17 protein-coding genes and 1 pseudogene are annotated in these 19,998 nt (G+C 59.7%); 7 read left to right on the forward strand and 11 right to left on the reverse strand.

From position 1 onward, the window contains the following. Positions 1-1,027: 1,027 nt before the first annotated feature. Positions 1,028-1,177: a hypothetical protein gene (locus tag H7847_RS04690; RefSeq protein ID WP_227268232.1), complete on the reverse strand. Its 150-nt coding sequence runs from the start codon at positions 1,175-1,177 to the stop codon at positions 1,028-1,030. 302 nt (positions 1,178-1,479) lie between these two features. Here H7847_RS04690 and H7847_RS04695 point away from each other — a divergent pair, with 302 nt between their 5' ends. Then, positions 1,480-2,250 carry an alpha/beta fold hydrolase gene (locus tag H7847_RS04695; RefSeq protein WP_227268233.1) on the forward strand — a complete coding sequence of 257 codons (771 nt, stop codon included), beginning with the start codon at positions 1,480-1,482 and terminating at the stop codon, positions 2,248-2,250. A 550-nt stretch (positions 2,251-2,800) separates the two neighbouring features. Here H7847_RS04695 and H7847_RS04700 read toward each other — a convergent pair. The 4 genes from H7847_RS04700 to H7847_RS04715 all read right to left on the reverse strand — a co-directional run bounded on the left by H7847_RS04700 (position 2,801) and on the right by H7847_RS04715 (position 8,424). Next, a complete protein-coding gene (locus tag H7847_RS04700) occupies positions 2,801-4,003 on the reverse strand; it encodes a CaiB/BaiF CoA transferase family protein (RefSeq protein ID WP_227268234.1) in 1,203 nt (400 codons plus the stop codon). Beyond that, positions 4,000-4,776 carry an enoyl-CoA hydratase/isomerase family protein gene (locus H7847_RS04705; RefSeq protein WP_227268235.1) on the reverse strand — a complete coding sequence of 259 codons (777 nt, stop codon included), beginning with the start codon at positions 4,774-4,776 and terminating at the stop codon, positions 4,000-4,002. The genes H7847_RS04700 and H7847_RS04705 overlap by 4 nt, the downstream gene beginning before the upstream one ends. A gap of 138 nt (positions 4,777-4,914) precedes the next feature. After that, positions 4,915-5,598 carry a GntR family transcriptional regulator gene (locus H7847_RS04710; RefSeq protein ID WP_227268236.1) on the reverse strand — a complete coding sequence of 228 codons (684 nt, stop codon included), beginning with the start codon at positions 5,596-5,598 and terminating at the stop codon, positions 4,915-4,917. 9 nt (positions 5,599-5,607) lie between these two features. After that, positions 5,608-8,424, reverse strand: coding sequence for an FAD-binding and (Fe-S)-binding domain-containing protein (locus H7847_RS04715; protein ID WP_227268237.1), 2,817 nt, complete (start codon positions 8,422-8,424; stop codon positions 5,608-5,610). A 198-nt stretch (positions 8,425-8,622) separates the two neighbouring features. On the opposite strand from H7847_RS04715, the gene H7847_RS04720 reads away from it, so the two are divergent. From H7847_RS04720 to H7847_RS27100, 6 genes and pseudogenes are all read left to right on the forward strand, one after another. Next, the gene (locus tag H7847_RS04720; RefSeq protein ID WP_227268238.1) at positions 8,623-9,810 is read left to right on the forward strand and encodes a pyridoxal-phosphate-dependent aminotransferase family protein; all 1,188 of its coding nucleotides are present in this window, start codon (positions 8,623-8,625) and stop codon (positions 9,808-9,810) included. Between the two features lie 33 nt (positions 9,811-9,843). Beyond that, on the forward strand, positions 9,844-10,824 hold the full coding sequence (locus H7847_RS04725; RefSeq protein ID WP_227268239.1) for a TRAP transporter substrate-binding protein: 981 nt from the start codon (positions 9,844-9,846) through the stop codon (positions 10,822-10,824). A gap of 101 nt (positions 10,825-10,925) precedes the next feature. Continuing rightward, positions 10,926-11,468, forward strand: coding sequence for a TRAP transporter small permease (locus H7847_RS04730; RefSeq protein WP_227268240.1), 543 nt, complete (start codon positions 10,926-10,928; stop codon positions 11,466-11,468). Continuing rightward, the gene (locus H7847_RS04735) at positions 11,468-12,748 is read left to right on the forward strand and encodes a TRAP transporter large permease (protein WP_227268241.1); all 1,281 of its coding nucleotides are present in this window, start codon (positions 11,468-11,470) and stop codon (positions 12,746-12,748) included. Before H7847_RS04730 ends, H7847_RS04735 begins: the two co-directional genes overlap by 1 nt. Positions 12,749-12,807: 59 nt before the next feature. Beyond that, a complete protein-coding gene (locus tag H7847_RS04740; protein WP_227268242.1) occupies positions 12,808-13,227 on the forward strand; it encodes a GlcG/HbpS family heme-binding protein in 420 nt (139 codons plus the stop codon). A gap of 157 nt (positions 13,228-13,384) precedes the next feature. After that, positions 13,385-13,795: pseudogene (locus H7847_RS27100) on the forward strand (type II toxin-antitoxin system HipA family toxin); the annotation flags it as partial. 385 nt (positions 13,796-14,180) lie between these two features. Here H7847_RS27100 and H7847_RS04745 read toward each other — a convergent pair. The 6 genes from H7847_RS04745 to H7847_RS04770 all read right to left on the reverse strand — a co-directional run bounded on the left by H7847_RS04745 (position 14,181) and on the right by H7847_RS04770 (position 19,986). After that, positions 14,181-15,488 carry a TRAP transporter large permease gene (locus H7847_RS04745; protein WP_227268243.1) on the reverse strand — a complete coding sequence of 436 codons (1,308 nt, stop codon included), beginning with the start codon at positions 15,486-15,488 and terminating at the stop codon, positions 14,181-14,183. Then, positions 15,488-15,952: a TRAP transporter small permease gene (locus H7847_RS04750; protein ID WP_227268437.1), complete on the reverse strand. Its 465-nt coding sequence runs from the start codon at positions 15,950-15,952 to the stop codon at positions 15,488-15,490. Before H7847_RS04750 ends, H7847_RS04745 begins: the two co-directional genes overlap by 1 nt. Before the next feature lie 124 nt (positions 15,953-16,076). Beyond that, entirely contained in the window at positions 16,077-17,090 is a 1,014-nt protein-coding gene (gene dctP, locus H7847_RS04755; protein WP_227268244.1) for a TRAP transporter substrate-binding protein DctP, read from the reverse strand. Between the two features lie 102 nt (positions 17,091-17,192). Continuing rightward, the gene (gene leuD / locus H7847_RS04760; RefSeq protein WP_227268245.1) at positions 17,193-17,786 is read right to left on the reverse strand and encodes a 3-isopropylmalate dehydratase small subunit; all 594 of its coding nucleotides are present in this window, start codon (positions 17,784-17,786) and stop codon (positions 17,193-17,195) included. Next, positions 17,786-19,189 (reverse strand): 3-isopropylmalate dehydratase large subunit, encoded by a 1,404-nt coding sequence (leuC, locus tag H7847_RS04765; protein ID WP_227268246.1) that lies wholly within the window; start codon positions 19,187-19,189, stop codon positions 17,786-17,788. Before leuC ends, leuD begins: the two co-directional genes overlap by 1 nt. Further along, on the reverse strand, positions 19,186-19,986 hold the full coding sequence (locus H7847_RS04770) for a GntR family transcriptional regulator (protein ID WP_227268247.1): 801 nt from the start codon (positions 19,984-19,986) through the stop codon (positions 19,186-19,188). The genes leuC and H7847_RS04770 overlap by 4 nt, the downstream gene beginning before the upstream one ends. Positions 19,987-19,998: the final 12 nt, after the last annotated feature.

Consider the following 19,998-nt stretch of genomic DNA (forward strand, 5'->3'; position numbering starts at 1 on the left):
AAAGAGCGTTGCTGTTTTTGGGTCGCATTTTCTGCTTCCATGATAGCACTCACTTCGGTCACGCGGCCAAATTTGAGCTTAGGACTGCTATAGGTTTTAATCAACGAAGAATAGGCAAGACCACAATAAGTGGGTCTTTTATGTGGGGATTACCTTGAACCAGGGGACCTTCCTAGAAAGCTCCCTTCATCCCGGACTGCCGCCAGTTAGCACAATGCGCCAATCTATAGACCTTGGGTGGAGTGGCCACCAAAAATTCCCCAATTAATTCAGTAATCGAGAATTTCGCACATCACTGAGGTTTAAAAGCCGTCGCGCAAATTATTAAACATGTGAAAGCAGACACTGTTTGATCCATGGCGCATGACCGAAAGGTCTGAGCTTTGTGGCTGCTGGATTCGTGCCATCCGACGCCAAATCTGACGAAGAGGAAAGCGCGGGCGGTTTTCGGTGCTATGGGGATTGTGGCTCAGGGCTTGAGCGATCGATGCGCCGGGTTGCAAATCCTATGACGTTGAGTAGCGCGAGGGGAAAGGCACATGGCTAAAAAACGCTTCGAGAACGCTGGGCACAGTTTCACAGTTCACCATGATCGCGACCGAAGGATCGCTGCTCGGCTCGACGAGTAGGAGAGAGAGAGACGAAACCCGCGTTCAGTCCGGCGTGCAACAACACACTGTGCTTTGCGACAAAGATGCCGCGCGCAACATATACATCCGCCTCGTCTGGACCCCGCAAGGTCGAATTCAATATGGCCAGCGGGTTCAAAAGTCGCTCGTCCTTAAGGTCGGCGTAATCGCGTTCGACACATCTTCGACCAAGAGTTGCAAGGCGCTCGTTCCACCACCGGGATAGGATGGACGCGCATTCCCCCCTCGAGGGTGTCGATCAGGCCGGCCACTGGCTCGCCGCACCGATGTCCCCGGGAAACCGGGACCGGTGGTTCCGCTGGCGTGTGAAAACAACATGATAAGTATGACCCGATCCGCGTGGGGCCCGGCCAATTGCCAGCGTTTCGGTTGCGCATTTACGGGGCGGTCCAGTTCGAGCAGTCCGCGTCTGCGCGCGACAGCACCGCCAGGGCATTTGCCGTCCTGCTGATCGACGCAGCCCGGAAATAAATGTCCTCATGCACGGGTGCGCCACCCGGTGTCACGTGGCCGAAGCGCCGCGACACCCCGATCTGCCCCGCCCTTCCGTGTGCGATCGCGTCGCGGCACTCCTTACATGATCGAAACAAGAGGTGAAGGTCTCGGGCCGTGATTTCATGGCTTGGCGTCTCCAATGCTGGTTTTGAGCAATGCATTACGCCCGCAGCCGGTCTGCCCCAATGGTTCACAGCGGGCGGACTGTCCTCGCCTATCGGAGGAGCGGTTTTGCCGGTGCAATGGCCTTTTGGTGTCGAGCAACTTATCGTAACACTCCCCAAGTTTTTCTGAACCGGAACAGAGCTCCTCTGTCTAGAAGGGATTGCCTACAGTGCTATATTACACCATATCGGGGGCGCGTTCTGACAATCCGCTGCTGTTTTTGCACGCGGGCAACTACTCTGGAACGATGTGGCACGACATCGCAGCGCGCGTGTCGAACCACCATTGCATCTTCGTCGACCTGCCAGGCCACGGTTACTCGCGCGAGATCGACTTGACCTCTCTGGACCAGGCAGCGGATGCAGTCGCTCGCGTCATCGAACAAGACTTCGGTGGCGGCCCTGTCAATCTCGTCGGACTCTCGTTCGGCGGCTATGTCGGACTGATACTGATGGCGCGGCATCCACACCTGATCCGACGGTCGATGCTTAGCGGGATCCACCTCGGCGCGATACCGAATGCCAAGGCCATGAACCTGGTCGCGGGACTGATGTCGCCATTGATCCGCCTCGGCTGGGTCCGCCGGAAACTTGCAGAACCTCTGGGCATCACAGACGCATCGATAATCGATCGCACGGACGGTCGGGCAAACCTGACGCCCCGCACGATGCGTGCCGTTCTCCGGCTGGTATCGGTGTTCGATGTGCAGGATGAACTGCCCTCAATCGAAGTGCCGACCCTGATGATCGCCGGGGGCAACGAACATGCCACCATCATCGACTCGCTGCGGACATTCCAAGCGGCGATGCCAGCCTGCACGGCGCGCACGGTTCCGGGAATGGGACATGCCTGGTGCAACGAAGACCCGCAGCTTTTCGCGCAAACCCTGCAGATGTGGTGTGACGGCAGCGCGCTTTCGGACCGGCTGAATGCTGTCTAGCCATGCCTCAAGGGTCTCGCGAAAGGAGATCGACCTGGCCCGGCCAAAGCGCATCGCAACGGCGCGCGCAGGTCACGTTTAGGGAAACTGGAAAACTCATTCTCGAACACCTCGACGCGTTGGAGATCGACATTCCACAGGTCTTTGGCGCTTATGCGCACCGACGCTGACAGGGTAACGCAGTCTCAGCATCTCGGTCTTAATCCTCAAGGTAATGGTTGGCCAAGTGTCGGCCCGGCGTTTCGAGCAATCAGTTGATGCCCGACCTCGGCTTTGACCAGCAGCAAGACGACCATTCCGAATCCTCGCTCTCAATAGGAAATTGAGAGCGGTTTTCAGTCGATTTGATCCGGCCGCACCGACCTATCTGTGACGCCGTGCGGCTGAGGCGTCAAGCCTTGCGTCAGTTTGCCATCCCATCATCAATGGCGTTGAAATCACCAAATCTGGTTGTGGCATTACTGCCTGTGGTGCGTGCACGGTTCGACTATCCTCAGCGTTCGTGCGTGGTCCCCGTCGGGTAAGAGAGTGTTTATAGCTCATCTTCCCCTCACGCGACGATCAGTGCGCCTTGGCTTTTCAGCGCCTTAATTTGATCCTGCGAGTATCCATGCTCTGCCAGAATCTCTTGCCCGTGCTGGCCGAGGGTCGGGGCCGGGCGCACAACACCGCCGGGGGTTTCACTGAACTTTACCGGGAGCCCAATAGCCTTGACCGGGCCGGCAACAGGATGGTCGGTTTCCACAATCATGTCCCGCGCAAGGGCCTGCGGGTCGCGGTGCATCTGGCAAATGTCCATAACAGGTCCGGCTGGCAGACCGGCAGCGTCCATGCAGGCGATCCAGTCATCGGTATCGCGGTGCTCAAGGTGACTTTCGAGGATCGGCACAAGTGCTGCGAGGTTGTTCATCCGGTCGAGGTTGCTGCCAAATCGCGGGTCCTCGTCAAGCTCTGGCGCGTCGATCACGTCAAGCAGCCGCAGCCAATTGCGCTGGTTGGCAGCGCCAATATTGATCCAGCCGTCGCGGGTGCGAAAGGACTGGTAAGGCGCATTGAGCGGATGGGCCGACCCCATCGCCCCGGGTGCCTGTCCCGTGGCAAACGCGATGGCAGATTGCCAATAGGTCAGCGAAATGCCCGCCTCAAACAAAGAAGTGTCAACCATCTGTCCTTCGCCCGTTGCCTGCGCGCGCGAATAGGCCGCGACACAGCCCAAGGCGGCGAGGAACCCCGCGGTTATGTCTGCAATCGGCGCACCCGGCTTGACAGGGGGCCGTCCCGGCCCTTCGCCCGTAATCGACATCAAGCCCGACATCCCCTGAGCGATCAGGTCGAACCCGCCGCGTTCGGCGTAGGGCCCGGTTCGGCCAAACCCGGAGACGGCGCAATAGACCAGCTTTGGATTGCTTTTGCGCAAGGTTTCATAGCCAAGGCCAAGCCGCCCCATCGTGTCGTGGCGATAGTTCTCGATCACCACATCGGCGCTGTCGAGCATCGTGCGGAGCACCGTGATGGCGTCCGGGTCCTTGAGGTTCAGCGCAATGCCCCGCTTGTTTCGGTTCATCATCATGAAGGCGGCGCTTTCGCCTTCGATATCCGGCGGCAGGAAACGGCGGCTATCGTCGCCATCGGGTTTTTCCACCTTGGTGACGTCTGCGCCCATGTCGGCCAGCATCATGCCACAGGCCGGACCGGCCATGATATGCGCCAGTTCGATCACTTTCATCCCGGTCAAGGGGCCTTGTGGTTTCACGTGCCGCTCCATTCAGGTTTGGCTTTGGCAAGGAATGCCTCCAGACCGTGTTTGAAATCGTTGCTCATGTAGCACATGGCAATGAGGTCGCTGTCTTCGACCGCGAGGGCCTCTCGATTGCGTCGCATCGCCTCTTTTGTCGCGCGGAGCGTCAGCGGTGCCATGCCCGCCAGATGTTGTGCCAATGCGTCAGCGCGTTGCATCAAAGTTTTTTCGTCCGGCAACACCTCAGAGACCAATCCCCCAGCCAACGCTTCCTCCGCGCCCATGAGCCTTGCGGTAAAGATCATCTCGCGCACACGTCCTGCCCCGATCAACTCGCTCAGGCGGGCGAGATTTCCGGCATTCAGACAGTTGCCCAGGGTTCGGGCGATGGGAAAGCCAAATTTGAGCTGCGCACTGGCGATCCGGATATCACAAGCCGCAGCGATAGACGCGCCGCCACCGGTACAGGCCCCATTCACCGCCGCAACAGTCGGCACAGGGCACTGGTCCACCGCCCTCAGCACACGGGTGATCTCCTCCTCGTAATCTAAAGCATCCTGAGCTGTTTTGAACGCGCGAAACTGTGTCATGTCAGTGGCGGCTGCGAAGGCCTTGCCCCCCGCGCCGGCAAGGACCATCGCCCGGACCGAACCGTCCGTTGGAACACCGGCGCAAAGCTTGGCCAGTTCTTCGTACATCGCAAAGGTTAGCGCGTTGCGGGCCTCGGGCCGGTTGAAGGTGACCCAAAGCGTTTGGCCACGCAGGTGAGAGGTGATTTCGCTGGTCATGGATCGTATTCCTCCAAAATCGGGTGCGGTAGGGTCATGCTCGGACCTCGCAATGAAAACTGAGTGGATTGTTTTGCCTTGGGACACAGGACACGGATCCTGCGGGGTCGCCTGACGTCCAACCTTAAAATCGGGATGTCAGCTTTCGGCCATGTCACCCGGCGCAGGGTCGAGCGCCCGGATATGGGCCGCGTATTTGTTCATCATGTGAGTCTTCATGAGCTGACCCAAGCCGGTCGCGTCCCGGTCGCGCAGCTTCTCCATCATTTGCTCGTGTTCCTGGATCGCCTGCGCCCAGCGTTCATCTGACAGGTTGACCATGAAACGGGCACGGCGCACCCGCACGGCAAGCATGCGGTGGTGCGCTTCGAGGATTTCGTTCTGCGCCCCTTCAATCAGAGCGTTGTGAATATCCTGATTGGCTTTGAAATACACTTTTCGATCCCGCGAAATGAACGCTTTCACCATTGCATCATGCCGTTTCTCGATCCGCGCGATCCCCGCACCGCTGAGGTTCTGACACGCTAATTCACCTGCAAGCTGTTCCAGCACAGCGATAACAGGAAAGGTATTCTCAAGCTCCTCGCGCGTTACCTGCGCAACACGCGCGCCCCGATTTGCCTGCAGGACGACCAGACCCTCCGAGGCAAGCACCTTGAGGGCCTCGCGCAGTGGCGTCCGAGAGACGCCGAAGGCTTCGCACAGGTCTTTCTCGGGTACTTTCTCGCCCGGCTTCAGAGCGTCTTCGACCACGAGATTGCGCAGGCGTTCCACGAGCTCTTCGTGCAGGGTTGGGCGATTGATGCTTTTTGTCAGGTTCATATGCGTATCCTATCCATCAAGTGCCTGATCCAGCAAGCGCGCAACGTGCAGGGCGCGCCGTGGTGTGCCATCTGCGATCTGATGACGGCATGATGTGCCATCCGCAACCACAAACGCGTCCTCGGGAGCTGCTTCAAGTGCCGGGAAGAGATCGAGGTTCGCCATCTTGAGCGAAACGTCGATGGTATCCGGTGCATACCCGAATGCACCCGCCATGCCACAACAGCTGCTTTCAATCATATGGACCTGCGCATCGGGGATGCGCTTGAGCAGATCCAGCATCGGCGTCACAGCATCATGCGCTTTCTGGTGACAGTGACCGTGCACATAGATCGGCCGGTCCAACGATGTGAGCGGAAGATCCGCTTGTGTGGCGAGGAATTCCTCAAACGTGCAGGTAGCTTTGGCCAAGGCCTCTGCGTCGGGTCCGGGACAGAGCGCAAGGAATTCGTCCCGAAAGGTCAGGATCGAAGACGGCTCCAGACCCACCACCGGAGCACCCTGCGCGACAGCGGCCCGCGTCGCATCGATGACGCGCTGTGCTTCGCGGCGGGCCTCGTCAACGCGCCCGGTCGCCAAGAGCGTGCGCCCGCAATCCAGCGCTTTGCCGCTGCCGTCTTTCGCCACGGCCACCCGCACCCCCCCTGCACGCAGCACGCGCAGGGCAGCACGGAGGTTTTCCGGCTCGAAATAGCGATTGAAAACATCCGCGAAGAGCAGAAGATAGGGGTTGGCGTCCTGCGCCTCATCATCGCGGAAGGGGTCAGACGACCACACCGGCAAATCGCGGCGGTGAGACACGCCCGTGAGGCCTTCTGTCAGTTTCCGCAGCGGTCCGATCTTGTTGCGCAGGTTCAGGACCCACGCGAGCTTGGCCGCTTTGGGTGCGTAGCGCGGCAAATACCCGACCAGTTTGTCGGCAAGGCTCAGTCCCTTTTTCTTGCGCCGCGCGGCCAGCACCTCAATCTTCATGCGTGCCATATCGACGCCGGTGGGGCATTCGCGGCGGCATCCCTTACAGGACACACAGTACTTCATGGTGTCTGCCATCGCATCAGACGTCAGCCCACCGGGCATTTGTCCACTGATCGCAAAGCGCAGCGTATTGGCGCGTCCCCGCGTGGCGTCCCGTTCGTTTCGCGTGGCCCGGAAGGACGGACACATCACACCGCCCTTGAGTTTGCGGCACGCCCCGTTGTTGTTGCACATCTCGACGGCGCCCTGGAACCCACCCGCAGCCCCAGGCCACGCCGACCAGTCGAGCGCGGTTTCAAACTCGGGCACCTCGTATTTCGGGCCGTAGCGAAAAACACGGCGGTCATCCATCGCGGGCGCATGCACGATCTTGCCAGGGTTCATCAGGCCATCTGGGTCGAAGCGTGCCTTGACCTCTTCAAAAGCCTTGACAATGCGCGGCCCAAACATCCTTTCGTGAAATTCGGAGCGCACGATGCCATCGCCATGTTCGCCGGAATGCGACCCTTTGTACTTTTTGACCAGATCGAACGCTTCTTCGGCGATAGAGCGCATCGTTTTGACATCCTTGTCCTGCCGCATGTTGAGGACAGGGCGCACGTGCAGACAACCGACCGAGGCATGGGCGTACCACGTCCCTTTCGTGCCGTGGCGCGCAAAGATGTCGGTCAGCCCTTGGGTGTACTGCGCCAAATCAGGCAGCGCGACAGCACAGTCTTCGACAAAAGAAATCGGTTTGCCCGCTTGTTTCATCGACATCATCACGTTGAGACCGGATTTGCGGTATTCGGCGATAGCGCCTTGCAGCCCGTTGTCGGTGACCGGGACCACGCCTCCCCAGGTTGTGCCGGTTCCAGTGAAGGCAAAGCCCAGATCGCCCATCAACTGGGACAGCTCGGCCAGTTTGGCGACATTCGCGTCGGCACTGCCTTCGGCAAACTCAACGAGCAAGAGGGCTGCGGGGTCACCCTTTACAAAGGCTTCGATGGTTTTGCGAAACAGTGGAATATCGCGCCCAAGTGCCACCATCGTGTCGTCGATCAATTCCACCGCCTGCGGGTTCAGCGTGACGAGATGCTGGGCGGCATCCATCGCTGCGTAAAAAGTCGGGAAATGGCAGACACCGGTGACTTTCTCACCAGGAAGATGGGCAAGGTTCAGTTCAAGCTCGGTGAAATAGGCCAGCGTGCCTTCGGAGCCCACCAACAGGTGTGCCATATTCACATCGTTGCCGGCCAACGCGTCGATATTGTAGCCGCCCACACGGCGCTGTACGCTGGGAAAACGCGCGTCAATCTCGCCAGCCTCGCGTTGCCCCAGCGCCCGCATGTCCGAAACAAGATGAGCATAGGCACCCGGCTCCGGATCGGCACCGTTGAACCGCGCCTTTGTCCCATCGGGCAGAATGGCCGAGATGGCCCGGACATTGTCGCGCATGATACCATAGCGAAGGGATTTCCCGCCCGAGGAATTGTTCGCAGCCATGCCGCCCAGCGTGCAGCGTGAGGCGGTGGACGGGTCCACCGGGAACCACAAACCGTGCGGCTTCAGCGCGCGGTTCAATTCGTCCAGCACAAGGCCCGGCTCCACGCAAGCGGTCAGACTGTCTGTGTCGACGTTCAGAATTCCATTCAGATACCGCGTGTTGTCGAACACCACAGCGCGGTTGACCGTCTGGCCGCATTGCGACGTGCCGCCGCCACGCGGAAGGACCGGAATCTCCTCCTCGCGAGCGACCTGCATGGCCGCCTGGATATCGTCTTCGGAGCGGGGAACAACCACTGCTTCGGGAATTATCTGGTAGATCGATGCGTCCGTGGCGTAGCGGCCCCGCGCGGCGGCATCGCTCATTACGTCGCCTCGGACCGCAGCGCGCAGGCGGCCGGAAAGTCGTGCATTCTCACGCATGAATGTCCCTACCCTCTCCCGTTTTTCGTTTCGAAGCACTGACGTGAAATTTTTTAGTTGACTGAATTATGAATTCATAATTACGTTTTGACAACATCTAATCGCGCCAACCAGACGGCGCTTGTGGGAGGAATAGTTTCGATGCGCCAGGCTGGCAGACACTTCTTGCAGATACCGGGACCGAGTGCCGTGCCCGACCGCATTCTCAAGGCCATTGGTCAGCAGACCATCGACCATCGCGGCCCGGATTTCGCCGCTGTGGGCAAGAAGGCGCTCGATGGGATGAAATCCATCTTCAAGACCGAGCAGCATGTCTTCATCTTCCCCGCATCCGGGACCGGTGCATGGGAGGCTGCGCTGGTAAACAGCGTCTCACCTGGCGACAAAGTTCTGATGTTTGAAACCGGGCACTTTGCGGCGCTCTGGAGTAAGATGGCGCGCAAGATTGGGTTGGAACCGGAGTTTCTGGAAGGGGATTGGCGCGGTGGCGCTGAGCCGGACCGCATCGAAGCGCGCCTGCGCGAGGATAAGAAACACGAGATCAAGGCGGTCTGCGTGGTGCATAATGAGACGTCGACCGGGTCGGTTTCATCGATTTCGGACGTGCGCAAGGCCATTGATACCGCGGGACATCCGGCACTTCTGATGGTTGACAGCATTTCGGGGCTGGCATCCATCGATTTCCGGTTTGACGAATGGGGCGTGGACGTCTGTGTCTCCGGGTCACAGAAAGGTTTGATGCTGCCGCCCGGATTGAGCTTTAACGCCGTCAGCGAAAAGGCGCTGGAACACGCCAAATCCGTCACCATGCCCCGCAGCTACTGGGATTGGCAGGACATGGTTGGGCCGAACGAGACTGGGTATTTCCCCTACACGCCCGGCACCAACTTGCTCTACGGTCTGAATGAGGCCGTTGATATGCTGCATGAAGAAGGGCTTGACAATGTATTTGCCCGGCACGCCAGGCACGGCGCCGCAACACGGGCAGCGGTTCGGGCCTGGGGGCTTGAAGTGCTCTGCGCGCGGCAAGGCGAGGAATCGGGCGTCCTGACCGCCGTTCTGATGCCGCAGGGCCATTCGGCAGACGCGTTTCGCGCGACAACGCTCAAGCATTACGACATCTCGCTTGGAAACGGGCTGTCCAAGGTCGCCGACAAGGTGTTCCGCATCGGTCATCTGGGCGATTTCAATGACCTGATGCTGATGGCCACGCTGTCCGGAGTCGAAATGGGCCTCGCAAAAGCGGGCATTCCGCATCAGCGTGGCGGCGCACAGGCCGCGATGGAACATCTCAAAGACACGATAGACGAGCGGGTAGCCGCTGAATGATGCCCGGGAGGGGGCGTAAAGGGAGGAAGAACCATGAAACTCAAAGCAACTATTCTCGCCAGCGTTGCGGCCATTGCGATGCCGCTTGCGGCAACGGCGACGGACATGACACTGCGCTTCGGGCATGTCGGTAATCCGGGGTCACTGTTTGAAGCATCGGCAGACGCCTTTGCTCAATGTGCAAACGGCAAACTGGGCGACCGGGCCGAGGTCCAGACCTTTGGCGCAAGCCAGTTGGGCAAGGACCGCGAGCTGCTGCAGAAACTCAAACTCGGCCAGGTCGATTTCTCGCTGCCGTCGTCCGTGATGTCCTCGGTCGCGCCGGAATTCGGTGTGTTCGAGATGCCCTATATCGTGCAGGATCGCGATCATATGCGCCGCATTCAGGCAGAGCTGGGCGATGTGTTCCAAGACGCAGCACTGCGCGAAGGCTACCGGATCATCGGGTATTTCGAAAACGGCTTCCGGCACATCACCAACAACATCCGGCCCATTACCACTCCGGCAGACCTTGAGGGCGTCAAACTGCGGACACCAAACGGTGAATGGCGGGTTAAGATGTTCCAGCTCTACGGAGCCAATCCGACGCCGATGGCGTTTTCCGAAGTGTTCACGGCGTTGCAGACCAAGGTGATCGATGGCCAGGAAAACCCCTACGCCCAGATCGCATCAGCCAAGTTTCAGGAAGTGCAGGAATATCTGTCGATTACGGGTCATGTCTACACACCCGGTTATGTGCTGGTGGCCGAAAACCAGTGGCAAAAGCTTCCCGAAGATATGCGCGCTGACCTTGAGGCCTGCGGATCCGAGACGCAGGATTTTGTCTACGAACACGCGGCAAAGCTTGAAACGGAGTTGCTCGACGTGATCCGCGAAGCGGGTGTCGCTGTCAACGAGGCCGACAATGCGGCCTTCATCGAGGCCTCCGCCCCTATCTATGAAGAGTTCGCCAGCACCGTTGACGGCGGGGCCGAGCTTATCGAGCGCATTCAGAACCTCGCATCGGGATCCTGACCCACTCGGCAGGGGGCCAATCAGGGTCCCCTGCCTTTCGGAACTCAACCGTGACACCGTCTTAGCATGTCACCTGGACCGATGTCCGGCGGGGAATTCTTATGCTCACATCACTGCGCAATTTCTTTGAGGTCATCCTGGAGTACTTCGTGATCTTCCTCATGGTGATCCTGACAACCATCGTTGTCGTGGCCGTCATCTACCGGCTGCTGGGGTCCAGCCTGGCCTGGTATGATGAGATCGCGGCCATCCTTCTGGCATGGATCACATATTACGGCTCTGCTCTGGCGGTACTGCGGCGGCGTCACATCGGCTTTGACAGCGTGCTTTTGTCGATCCCCATGCCCACGCGCATGTGGGCCGTCGCCCTTGCAGAGGCGACTACGGCCGGGTTTTTCATCCTGCTGGCATGGGCCGGGTACACGGTGATGACCATCCTTGGTGGGATGTCCCTTGTATCGCTGACCTGGGTCCCGGTGAGCGTCACTCAATCCGTGATCCCCATCGGAGCGACGCTGTTTGTCATCTGTCAGATACTGAGCTTGCCCGATTACTGGCGCAAAACCGCAGAGGGCGTGTCGCTTGAACACGCTGAAATCGAAGAAGAAGTCGAAACAGAAATGAAGAAAGCGGGGAACGCCTGATGTTGATGCTGGGTATCTTCATCGCCATGGTCGCGATGATCTGTCTGAACGTACCGATTGGCGTCGCCCTGGCTGTCTCAGCAATCGGCGGCCTGCTGGTGCTCGAGGGCACTGGGTCGTTGGTGAACGTGGCACTCGACATGTATGGCGGGGCGACCAAATTCTCACTGATCGCAATCCCGATGTTCGTCTTGGCCGGTGCGATCATGAACGCGGGTGGGATCACCGACCGGCTGATCAACTTCGTGGCCGCCTTGATCGGTTTCATTCGCGGTGGTCTGGCCCATGTGAACATCGGTGTTTCGCTTTTCTTTGCCGAAATCTCGGGCTCTGCCGTGGCCGACGTGGCGGCAATGGGGTCTGTGATGATCCCGCAGATGAAAAAGCGCGGCTACTCCGGGGCGTTTGCGGCGGCGGTGACCTCCTCATCGGCATCTTTGGCGATTATCATTCCGCCGTCGATCCCCATGATCCTCTATGCGACGTCGGCCAATGTGTCTGTCGAGCAGTTGTTCGTGGCGGGTATCGTTCCGGGCCTGCTTGGCGCCGCAGGCCTGATGGGCGTCGCCTATTTCTTTGCGGTCAAATATGATCTGCCGCGTGAAGAGGCGTTTTCGGGCCGCAAACTTTGGACAGCTTTCGTCGATGCGCTTCCGACGTTCGCACTCCCGATCATCATTCTGGGCGGCATCTTTGGTGGCTATGTCACGGCAACCGAAGCCGCGGGCCTTGCCGTTCTTGCGGCAATCGCGATCAGCTTGTGGTACCGGCAGGTCGATTTGAGGCACCTGCAACGTTCCATGCTCGATGGCGGGATGCAAACCGCGGTGGTGATGCTGCTTGTGGCGGCATCGGTCGTGATGGGCGGTTTCCTGACCCGGGCGCAATACCCTCAGGAACTTGCCGCTGGCATCCTCAGCATCACCGAAAACAAGTGGCTCATCCTGCTGATCCTGAACTTCTTCTTCCTGGTGATCGGCTTTTTCCTGCACTCTGCCGCCGCGATCATCCTGGTGGTGCCGATCGTGATCCCGCTGATCGATGCTGTTGGCATCAACCCGATCCACTTCGGCCTCGTCGTTACGCTGAACCTCGCAATTGGTCAGCAGACCCCGCCGGTGGCCAGCGTGCTCATCACGGCCTGCGCAGTGGCACGGGCCAATATCTGGGACGTGACAAAGGTGAACGTATACTTCATCGCGGTCCTTCTAACCGTGCTACTGATGTGTACCTACATCCCGGCGATCCCGCTGTTTCTTGTGGATTACTTCTACAACTAACCACCCTGGCCTGCCCGTCACTCCCGCGGGCGGGCCACTTAACGACTGAAAGACACACCATGAACCTCGACCTTGCCAACGCCCTCATCTCTGCCGCACTGAACCATCGCCGCGCGCACGGAATGAGACCGCTCACAATTGCAGTGATTGATGCAGGCGGGCATTTGGTGGCCTTGCAGCGCGAGGACGGCACCAGCAATCTCCGCGCTGAGATTGCCCAAGGGAAAGCCAAAGGGGCCGTCGCAATGGGCCTGGGCTCACGCGCACTCTACAACCGCGCACAGGAGCAGCCATATTTTATCAACGCGATGAATGCGCTGAACGGAGGAAGCCTCGTCCCAGTTCCCGGCGGTGTCTTGATCCTGCGCGAGGTTATGCTGATCGGGGGGATCGGAATCACCGGCGACAGCTCAGACAATGACGAAGCCTGCGCGATGGCTGCCATCGAAGCGCAGGGATTGGTCGCCGAGCCCGGATAAAGCCGCTTTTGGTCTGTAACGGGGCGGCCTGATTGACAGTCAACCTGGGCCGGAGGCCTGCAGAGTTGAGGCTCCACATTCCACTATTGACGTTGCGCACGAGAAGGCCGTATGGAACTGAGATCCGGGTGACACGGAACCTGTCGTTGCCGGACGGCTCACCAAAAACGGAGAGACCTATAATTTCAACTATGGTGCCAGCTATCTGGATCGTAAGAATGTAATACCGGTTTACGCACCTGAGCTTCCGCTGCGCCGCGGTCTGATCGAGCCAATCACCGGTCTTTCAATGGCTAGCTGCATCCGCGATGGCTCACCGGACGCCTGGGGCAGCCGAGTTCTTATCAACCGACTTGTTGGCGGCAAGGCGAGCGAAGCGGACGCCCTCGGAATTTCTGAGCTCACCTATCTTCTTGAATCAGGCTCGGACCGGACCGGCGCACTCGGTTTTCAGGAAAGCGCATCTGAATATGTTCCTCGCCTTAGCAATGAGACAAACCTCCAAAACTTGCACCGCAACAGCTCCCAAGCGGCAAAAGGCGCCAGCCATCAGGGGGCATCTGAATGAAAACATTTGCACGCCTGCACAGTTTGGGTTCCAGTCTGCGCAGTTCGGCGCTTCGACGGGCCGAGCCCTGGGCAACAATCCCCATAGCAACGAAATCCGCCCTCGCTTTCCTCCTTGTCAGATTTATAGCCACTGGATGGTACGCAGCCAGCAGCCACAAACCTCAGACGAAGTGGTCGTTTTGAATCGTGGCACGAAAGTCCACTTTGCGCGGCTCGCGACCTCAGCTCAGAGCAGATAAGGTGAGACGCGGTCGGTCGCTTGCGCGAAAACGACTTGGATCAAATCGGTATTTGGACGTTCGTATGCGTTGCCACTGTCAGCGCATCGGCGGCAGTTGAATCTAAACTGGCTGCGCGGCGCACACCAGCAGGGCTCCATCGCTCTACTTCGACGGCAGCCAAAGTGCCAACTGCGGAAAGGCTATGAGCAGTGTCACCAGCAGGAGCGAGCAAAAGATGAATGGAAATGCAGAGCTGTAGATCTCGCGCATCGTTGTGCCCGGCGGAGCGACGCCTTTCATCACAAACAGCAGCAACCCGAAGGGCGGTGTTGTAAAGCTGATCTCCAGCGCGAGGAGCATGATCAGCCCGAACCAGATCAGATCGAAGCCAAGTGTCTGTGCCAGCGGGAAAAAGATTGGTACCGTCAGAAGCATGATCGAAATCTGTTCCATGAACATGCCCAGCAGGAGAAGCACTGCGAACATGACCAATAGCATCACCAGAGGTGCCAGTTCGAACGAGATCGCCCAATTTACCAATCCGCGCGAGGCGCCAGAGAAGGCGAGCAGTTGGCTGAAGGTGGCCGAGCCGAACACGATGAGATAGGCCATCAGCGTGACACGCAGAGCGCCTGTGATGGACTTGCGCATGGCCTCGGAAGTCAGGCAGCGGAAGACAGCGGCCAGAATCATCACGCCTAGCGCACCAAAGGCGGCTGCCTCGGACGGGGTGACGATGCCGCGGATCATCATGATGATGATGACCACCATCACGCCGACCATGGGCACGACCTCGGTCAGGAAAAGGCCGAGTTTACTGGCGAACGACATGGGCGGCACGTCGTACGCAGGGGCGGCGGAAGGATCGCGTTTGGTCTGAAGCCAGATTGTGGCGATATAGAAAATGGCCAGTATCAGCCCTGGGATGACGCCCGCGATCAAAAGTCCGGCGACGTCGATTTGCGCCAGTGTTGCCAAAAGCACCGCAAGGGCCGAGGGCGGGATGATGATGGCGAGACCGCCGGTGCCGAGGATGGGACCGATGCTCATGTGGGATTTGTAGCCGCGCCTTTGCATCTCGGGCACCATCAGCGAGCCGAGGAGTGCGGTTGAGCCCATCGAGGACCCCGAGAGGGTCGAAAAGGCAGTGCCGCCCAGCACCGTGACATAGCTCAGCCGTCCCGGCAGGCGGCCCAGCAGCTTGTCGATGGCGTTGAACATGCGCCCGCCAAGGCCGGTGTGGAAGAAGATCTCACCCATCAGCAAAAACAGCGGGATCGGCATCAGCGCGTATTTCGTCAGCGCACCCCAGCCGTTGTTCAGCAGTGTCGAGACGCCGCGCTCGCCCCCCATGAACACCCATGCGCCGATAATGTTTGCGGCCAAGAAAGCCAGCGCCACCGGCATGCCCGCGGCCATCAGGAACAAGATTGCGCCCAGCAGGAGCGCGAGCGCCTCGAACCACTCCACTATTCGTGTATCCCTGCTTCGCCGCTGTGCATAAGTTTTTCGCCGAAGACGAAGCGCGAGAACTCGAACGCCATCATGCCGAAGCAAAGCGGGAAGGTCACCGTCAACAGCCAGCGCGGATAGTAGTAGGCGCGGACGTCGTAGTCGGCGCGTTCGATGTTGGTCAGCATGAGTTCGGCGCCTTTCCAGGCCAGGATCGCCGAGACGACGACGCAGGCAAACGCCACGGTGCGGCTGACCACCGCTCGCGCGCCGTCTGGCAAAGCGGCGGTGACCAGTTCGATGTGAACGTGTCCCTTTTCACGAACTAGCCAAGGCGCGCCGAGCATTGTCATGTAGAGAATCCCGTATTCGGCGGAGGTGAAAAGCCAGGCGAAGGGCTGAATCCCGGCGTTGCGCATAGCGACCGATAGGATCACCGAAACCATCAACCAAACCAGCGTCGCTCCGGCCACGAAGGCCATCGCATAGAGCAATGCTGTGTATGCTCGCGAGAGAGTTTGCACTCGGCTGTCCCTTCGTCGCTGGACCCGAGCGGTGTGTGACCGCTCCGATGGAGGCCCCGGATCAGGTCCGGGCAGCCTCGCGTTACTGCGCGGCTTCGAGATCGTAGAATAGCTCGATCAGCTTGTCATAGTTGCCAAGCCCGCCGGGCTGGCCTTCCATGACTTCGCGCATCCGCTCCCACGTCTTTTCGCGTGCAGCGGCAAGGTAGTTGGCCCTGGCGTCGCCTTCCAGTTCGATGGCGGTCATGCCAGCGGCGTCAAGGGCGGCGAAGTCGGCGTCTTTCTTGGCCTGGAGCGCCTCGACCGAGTCCTTCTCGTGCTGGATCGCAACATCCTGAAGAATGGTTTTTGCCTCATCGCTGAGAGAATTCCATCGTTCGAGATTCACGATCACGCCAAGGTCGGTCGAGAAGAAGCAGGGCTCGATCCTGTAGTTCAGGAATTCGTTCCACTTCAGATCAATCAGCCCAATTTGGGTCCAGCCTGTGGCGTCCACCACCCCGCGCTGTAGGGCCGAGTAGACCTCGCCTGTCGGCAGGTCGATCACCTGCGCGCCGAGGTAGTTGGTGAAGAATGCATTGTAGACGGCATTGCCGCGTAGTTTCAGGCCCTCGACCTCGAGGTTTCCGTTGGCGTCGAAGGTCGGTTCGTTCCGGGTCCAGAGGTTGTAGCAGACTCCCGAATCCATCCAGCCGAGATACTTCAAACCCATCTTTTCCTGGTGGATCTGGTCAATCAATTCCGTGCCGCCATTCTGGCGGGTTTCGACCGCCGTCAGGTTGGAGGTCACAAGCGCGTCCTTTTCAGGCAGGGCGGCGGCATAAAAGGACCCCGGTGTGTAAACCATGTCCACGATGCCGTCGCGCACCGCGTCGGGCTGCTGGAACATGCCGATGGCTTCCGGGCCACCGCGCACGTCGATCTGGATAAAGCCTTCGCCTGCCGCGTTTACCTTGTCGACGAAGCTGAGAAAGCTTTGGGTGTAAATAAGGGTCTCGGGGAAGGCGTGAACCGCCGAAATGGTCTCTTCGGCTTTGGCCGCGCCTCCGAGAGCAAGTGCGGCAGCGAGGATGCCGCCCTGTGTGTAGTGTCTCATTCAGTCTTCCTCCACGTTGCGAGGCCGCTTTTGCCTTTGCCCCAATTTTGTTGCGGCACCCACCCGGGATGCTCTTGGTTTGCGCCCCCCTTGAGGCGCGGTTCAATCCGATGCCGTTGGGAAGACCCATGGCTCAGAGAAAGCTCGGCAGGCCGCGAAGGCCGCGATTTTGTCCGCGTGCTGGCGGGTCAGGTCGATGTCGTCCCAGCCGTTGATCAGTTTCGTGCGCCAGCTTTCGTCAACATCAAATGGAAAGGTCCGGTCATCGAGTGCGATGGTGCGGGTGTTGAGGTCTATGGTGATCTCTGCTGGTTCGGCCGCCAAAAATGCGGCCAGTTCGGCCTGGGCGTCGTCAGACACCCGCGCCGGGAGAAGGCCGTTGTTGACGGCGTTGGCCGCAAAGATGTCGCCAAAGCTGGGCGCGATCACGGCGCGGAAGCCAGCGTCGAACAGCGCATAAACCGCCGCTTCGCGCGATGAGCCGGTGCCGAAGTTGCGACCGGCCACCAGTATCGAAACGTCCCGGTGGCGGTTGAGGGGGAATTCCGGATCACTCCGCAGATCGTGCAGCAGGAATTGGCCGTAGCCCTCAGCTCGGGGCGTCGACATGAAGCGCGCCGGGATCAGCTGGTCGGTGTCAATATTGTCGAGCCCCAAATGCACCGCGCGGCCTTGATGTATTGTCCATCCCGCCATCACGCCGCCCTCTCGCCAAGAAATCGGCGTACATCGATAATCGTTCCAGTCAGTGCCGCTGCTGCAACCATGGCAGGCGACATCAGATGTGTGCGCGCGCCCGGGCCCTGTCGGCCCCGGAAGTTGCGGTTGGTAGAACTGGCGCAGCGCTTGCCTGCGGCCACCAGGTCACCGTTCATGCCAACGCACATGGAGCAGCCCGAGGCGGCCCAGGTCAGCCCGGCAGTCTTGAAAACATCGTCGAGGCCCTCTTGCTCGGCCTGTGCTTTGACTTGTGCCGAGCCGGGGGCCACTAGCCCCGGCACCTTGGCGCGCTGACCGGCCAGAACGGCAGCAGCGGCGCGCAAGTCCTCGATACGCCCGTTGGTGCAAGAGCCGATGAAGACCTGATCTATGGGTGTGCCTTCAAGCGGGCGACCCGGCTGCAACCCCATATAGTCAAGCGCGGCATCAATGGCCTTGGCTTTCTCTGGTGCCACCGCAGTGGGGTCGGGGAGTGTTGCGGTGACCGGCAGAGCCTGCTCAGGGCTTGTGCCCCAGGTGACAGTTGGGGCGATCTCGGCCGCGTCGAAGGTGACGTCTCGGTCGAAAATGGCACCCTCGTCGCTGGCGAGGGTCGACCAAGTGGTGACGGCTGCCTCCCAATCTAAATCGGGCGCGAAAGGACGCTCTTTCAAGTAGTCGAAAGTCGTTGCATCGGGCGCGATCATTCCCAGCCGCGCGCCCCCTTCTATGGAGAGATTGCACAGCGTCATGCGCCCTTCCATCGACAGCGCCTGAACAGCAGACCCGGCGTATTCGACCGCGTGTCCCTGAGCGCCGCCGGTGCCCAAGGCAGCGATCCAATTTAACGCGATGTCTTTGGCGGTTACACCCGGACCAAGGGTGCCGTTCAACGTGATCCGCATGGTTCTGGGCTTGCGTTGCCAGACCGTCTGAGTCGCCAGGACATGCGCGACTTCGGTCGCTCCAATACCAAACGCCAAGGCACCAAAGGCGCCATGGGTTGAGGTGTGGCTGTCACCGCAATTGATCAGCAAGCCTGGCAGCGTCAACCCTTGCTCGGGGCCAATTACGTGCACGATGCCCTGATCCTGATCGTGAAGATCGAATAACCGCAAACGATGCGCCTGCGCGTTTTTGCGCAAAGTGTCGATCATTCCGGCTATCTTCGGATCGGCAATTCTCGCCCTGTCGCGCGTCGGGGCATAATGATCGACCACGGCGAAGGTCAGGTCGGGGCGGGCGACCTGCAGGTCACGATCAGTCAACTTGGCGAAGGCATGGTGCGAGCCCTCGTGCACCAGATGCCGATCCACCCACAGAAGCGAAATGCCGTCCTCGCGGCACAGAATCTCATGCGCGCGCCAAAGCTTGTCGAGCATAGTCCGGCGCTTGCTCATCCCGCGGCTCCCGCCTGACCGATGGCCGGTTCCCAATGTCGCGCGCGGCCTTCACCGACGCGCGCCAAGGGCATCTCAAGCCGAAACATGTCAGGCCGGTAGAGCGCGGCGAGGTACTCAACCCCATTGCCTTGCTCATCCCGGACCACGCGCTTGAGCGACAGCAGCGCCGAGCCAACCGCAACACCTAGCGCTTCCGCAACATCGGGCGCGGCCAACGTGGCTGACACCGATTGATGCGCTTCCTTGATCTGCACGCCGCTCCGCTCGAGCAGTTTGAAAAGCGGCGTAGTAGCCAGATCGTGCTCGGAATAGTTTTGCGCAATGCGCGCAGGTACATAGGTCGTCAGATGCGAGAAAGGCACGCCATCGGCCAACCGAACCCGGACGGCGATCTGCACTTTCTCTGCTCTGTCCAAACCTATCGATGCGGCGACCACATCAGGGGCGTGGTCGTAGGAAAAGGACAGAAGCTGGGCCGTGGTCGACTGCCCCATCTCGACCAGTTGCGGCATCAGCGTGTTGAAGTCCATCGCGGCCCGGCGACCAGCTTGCCGGCTGCGGCGCACGGTTGTGCCACTGCCTGCACGGCGTTCAATCAGACCAGATTGTGACAGCGCATCCAGGGCGCGGCGTACGGTGACACGGGACACGCCGAAGCTGACGGCCAGCTTCTGTTCGCCGGGAAGCGACTCGCCATCGGCCAACCGACCTTCGGTGATCTGATCGCGCAACGACAGATAGACGCGCTGCGCCTTGGCGCCTTCGGGCAAGGTCGGTGTTACGATTGCGTCCATCGATTCCCTCAT

The organism is Roseobacter weihaiensis (assembly GCF_020622345.1).
Lineage (GTDB): Bacteria > Pseudomonadota > Alphaproteobacteria > Rhodobacterales > Rhodobacteraceae > Roseobacter > Roseobacter weihaiensis.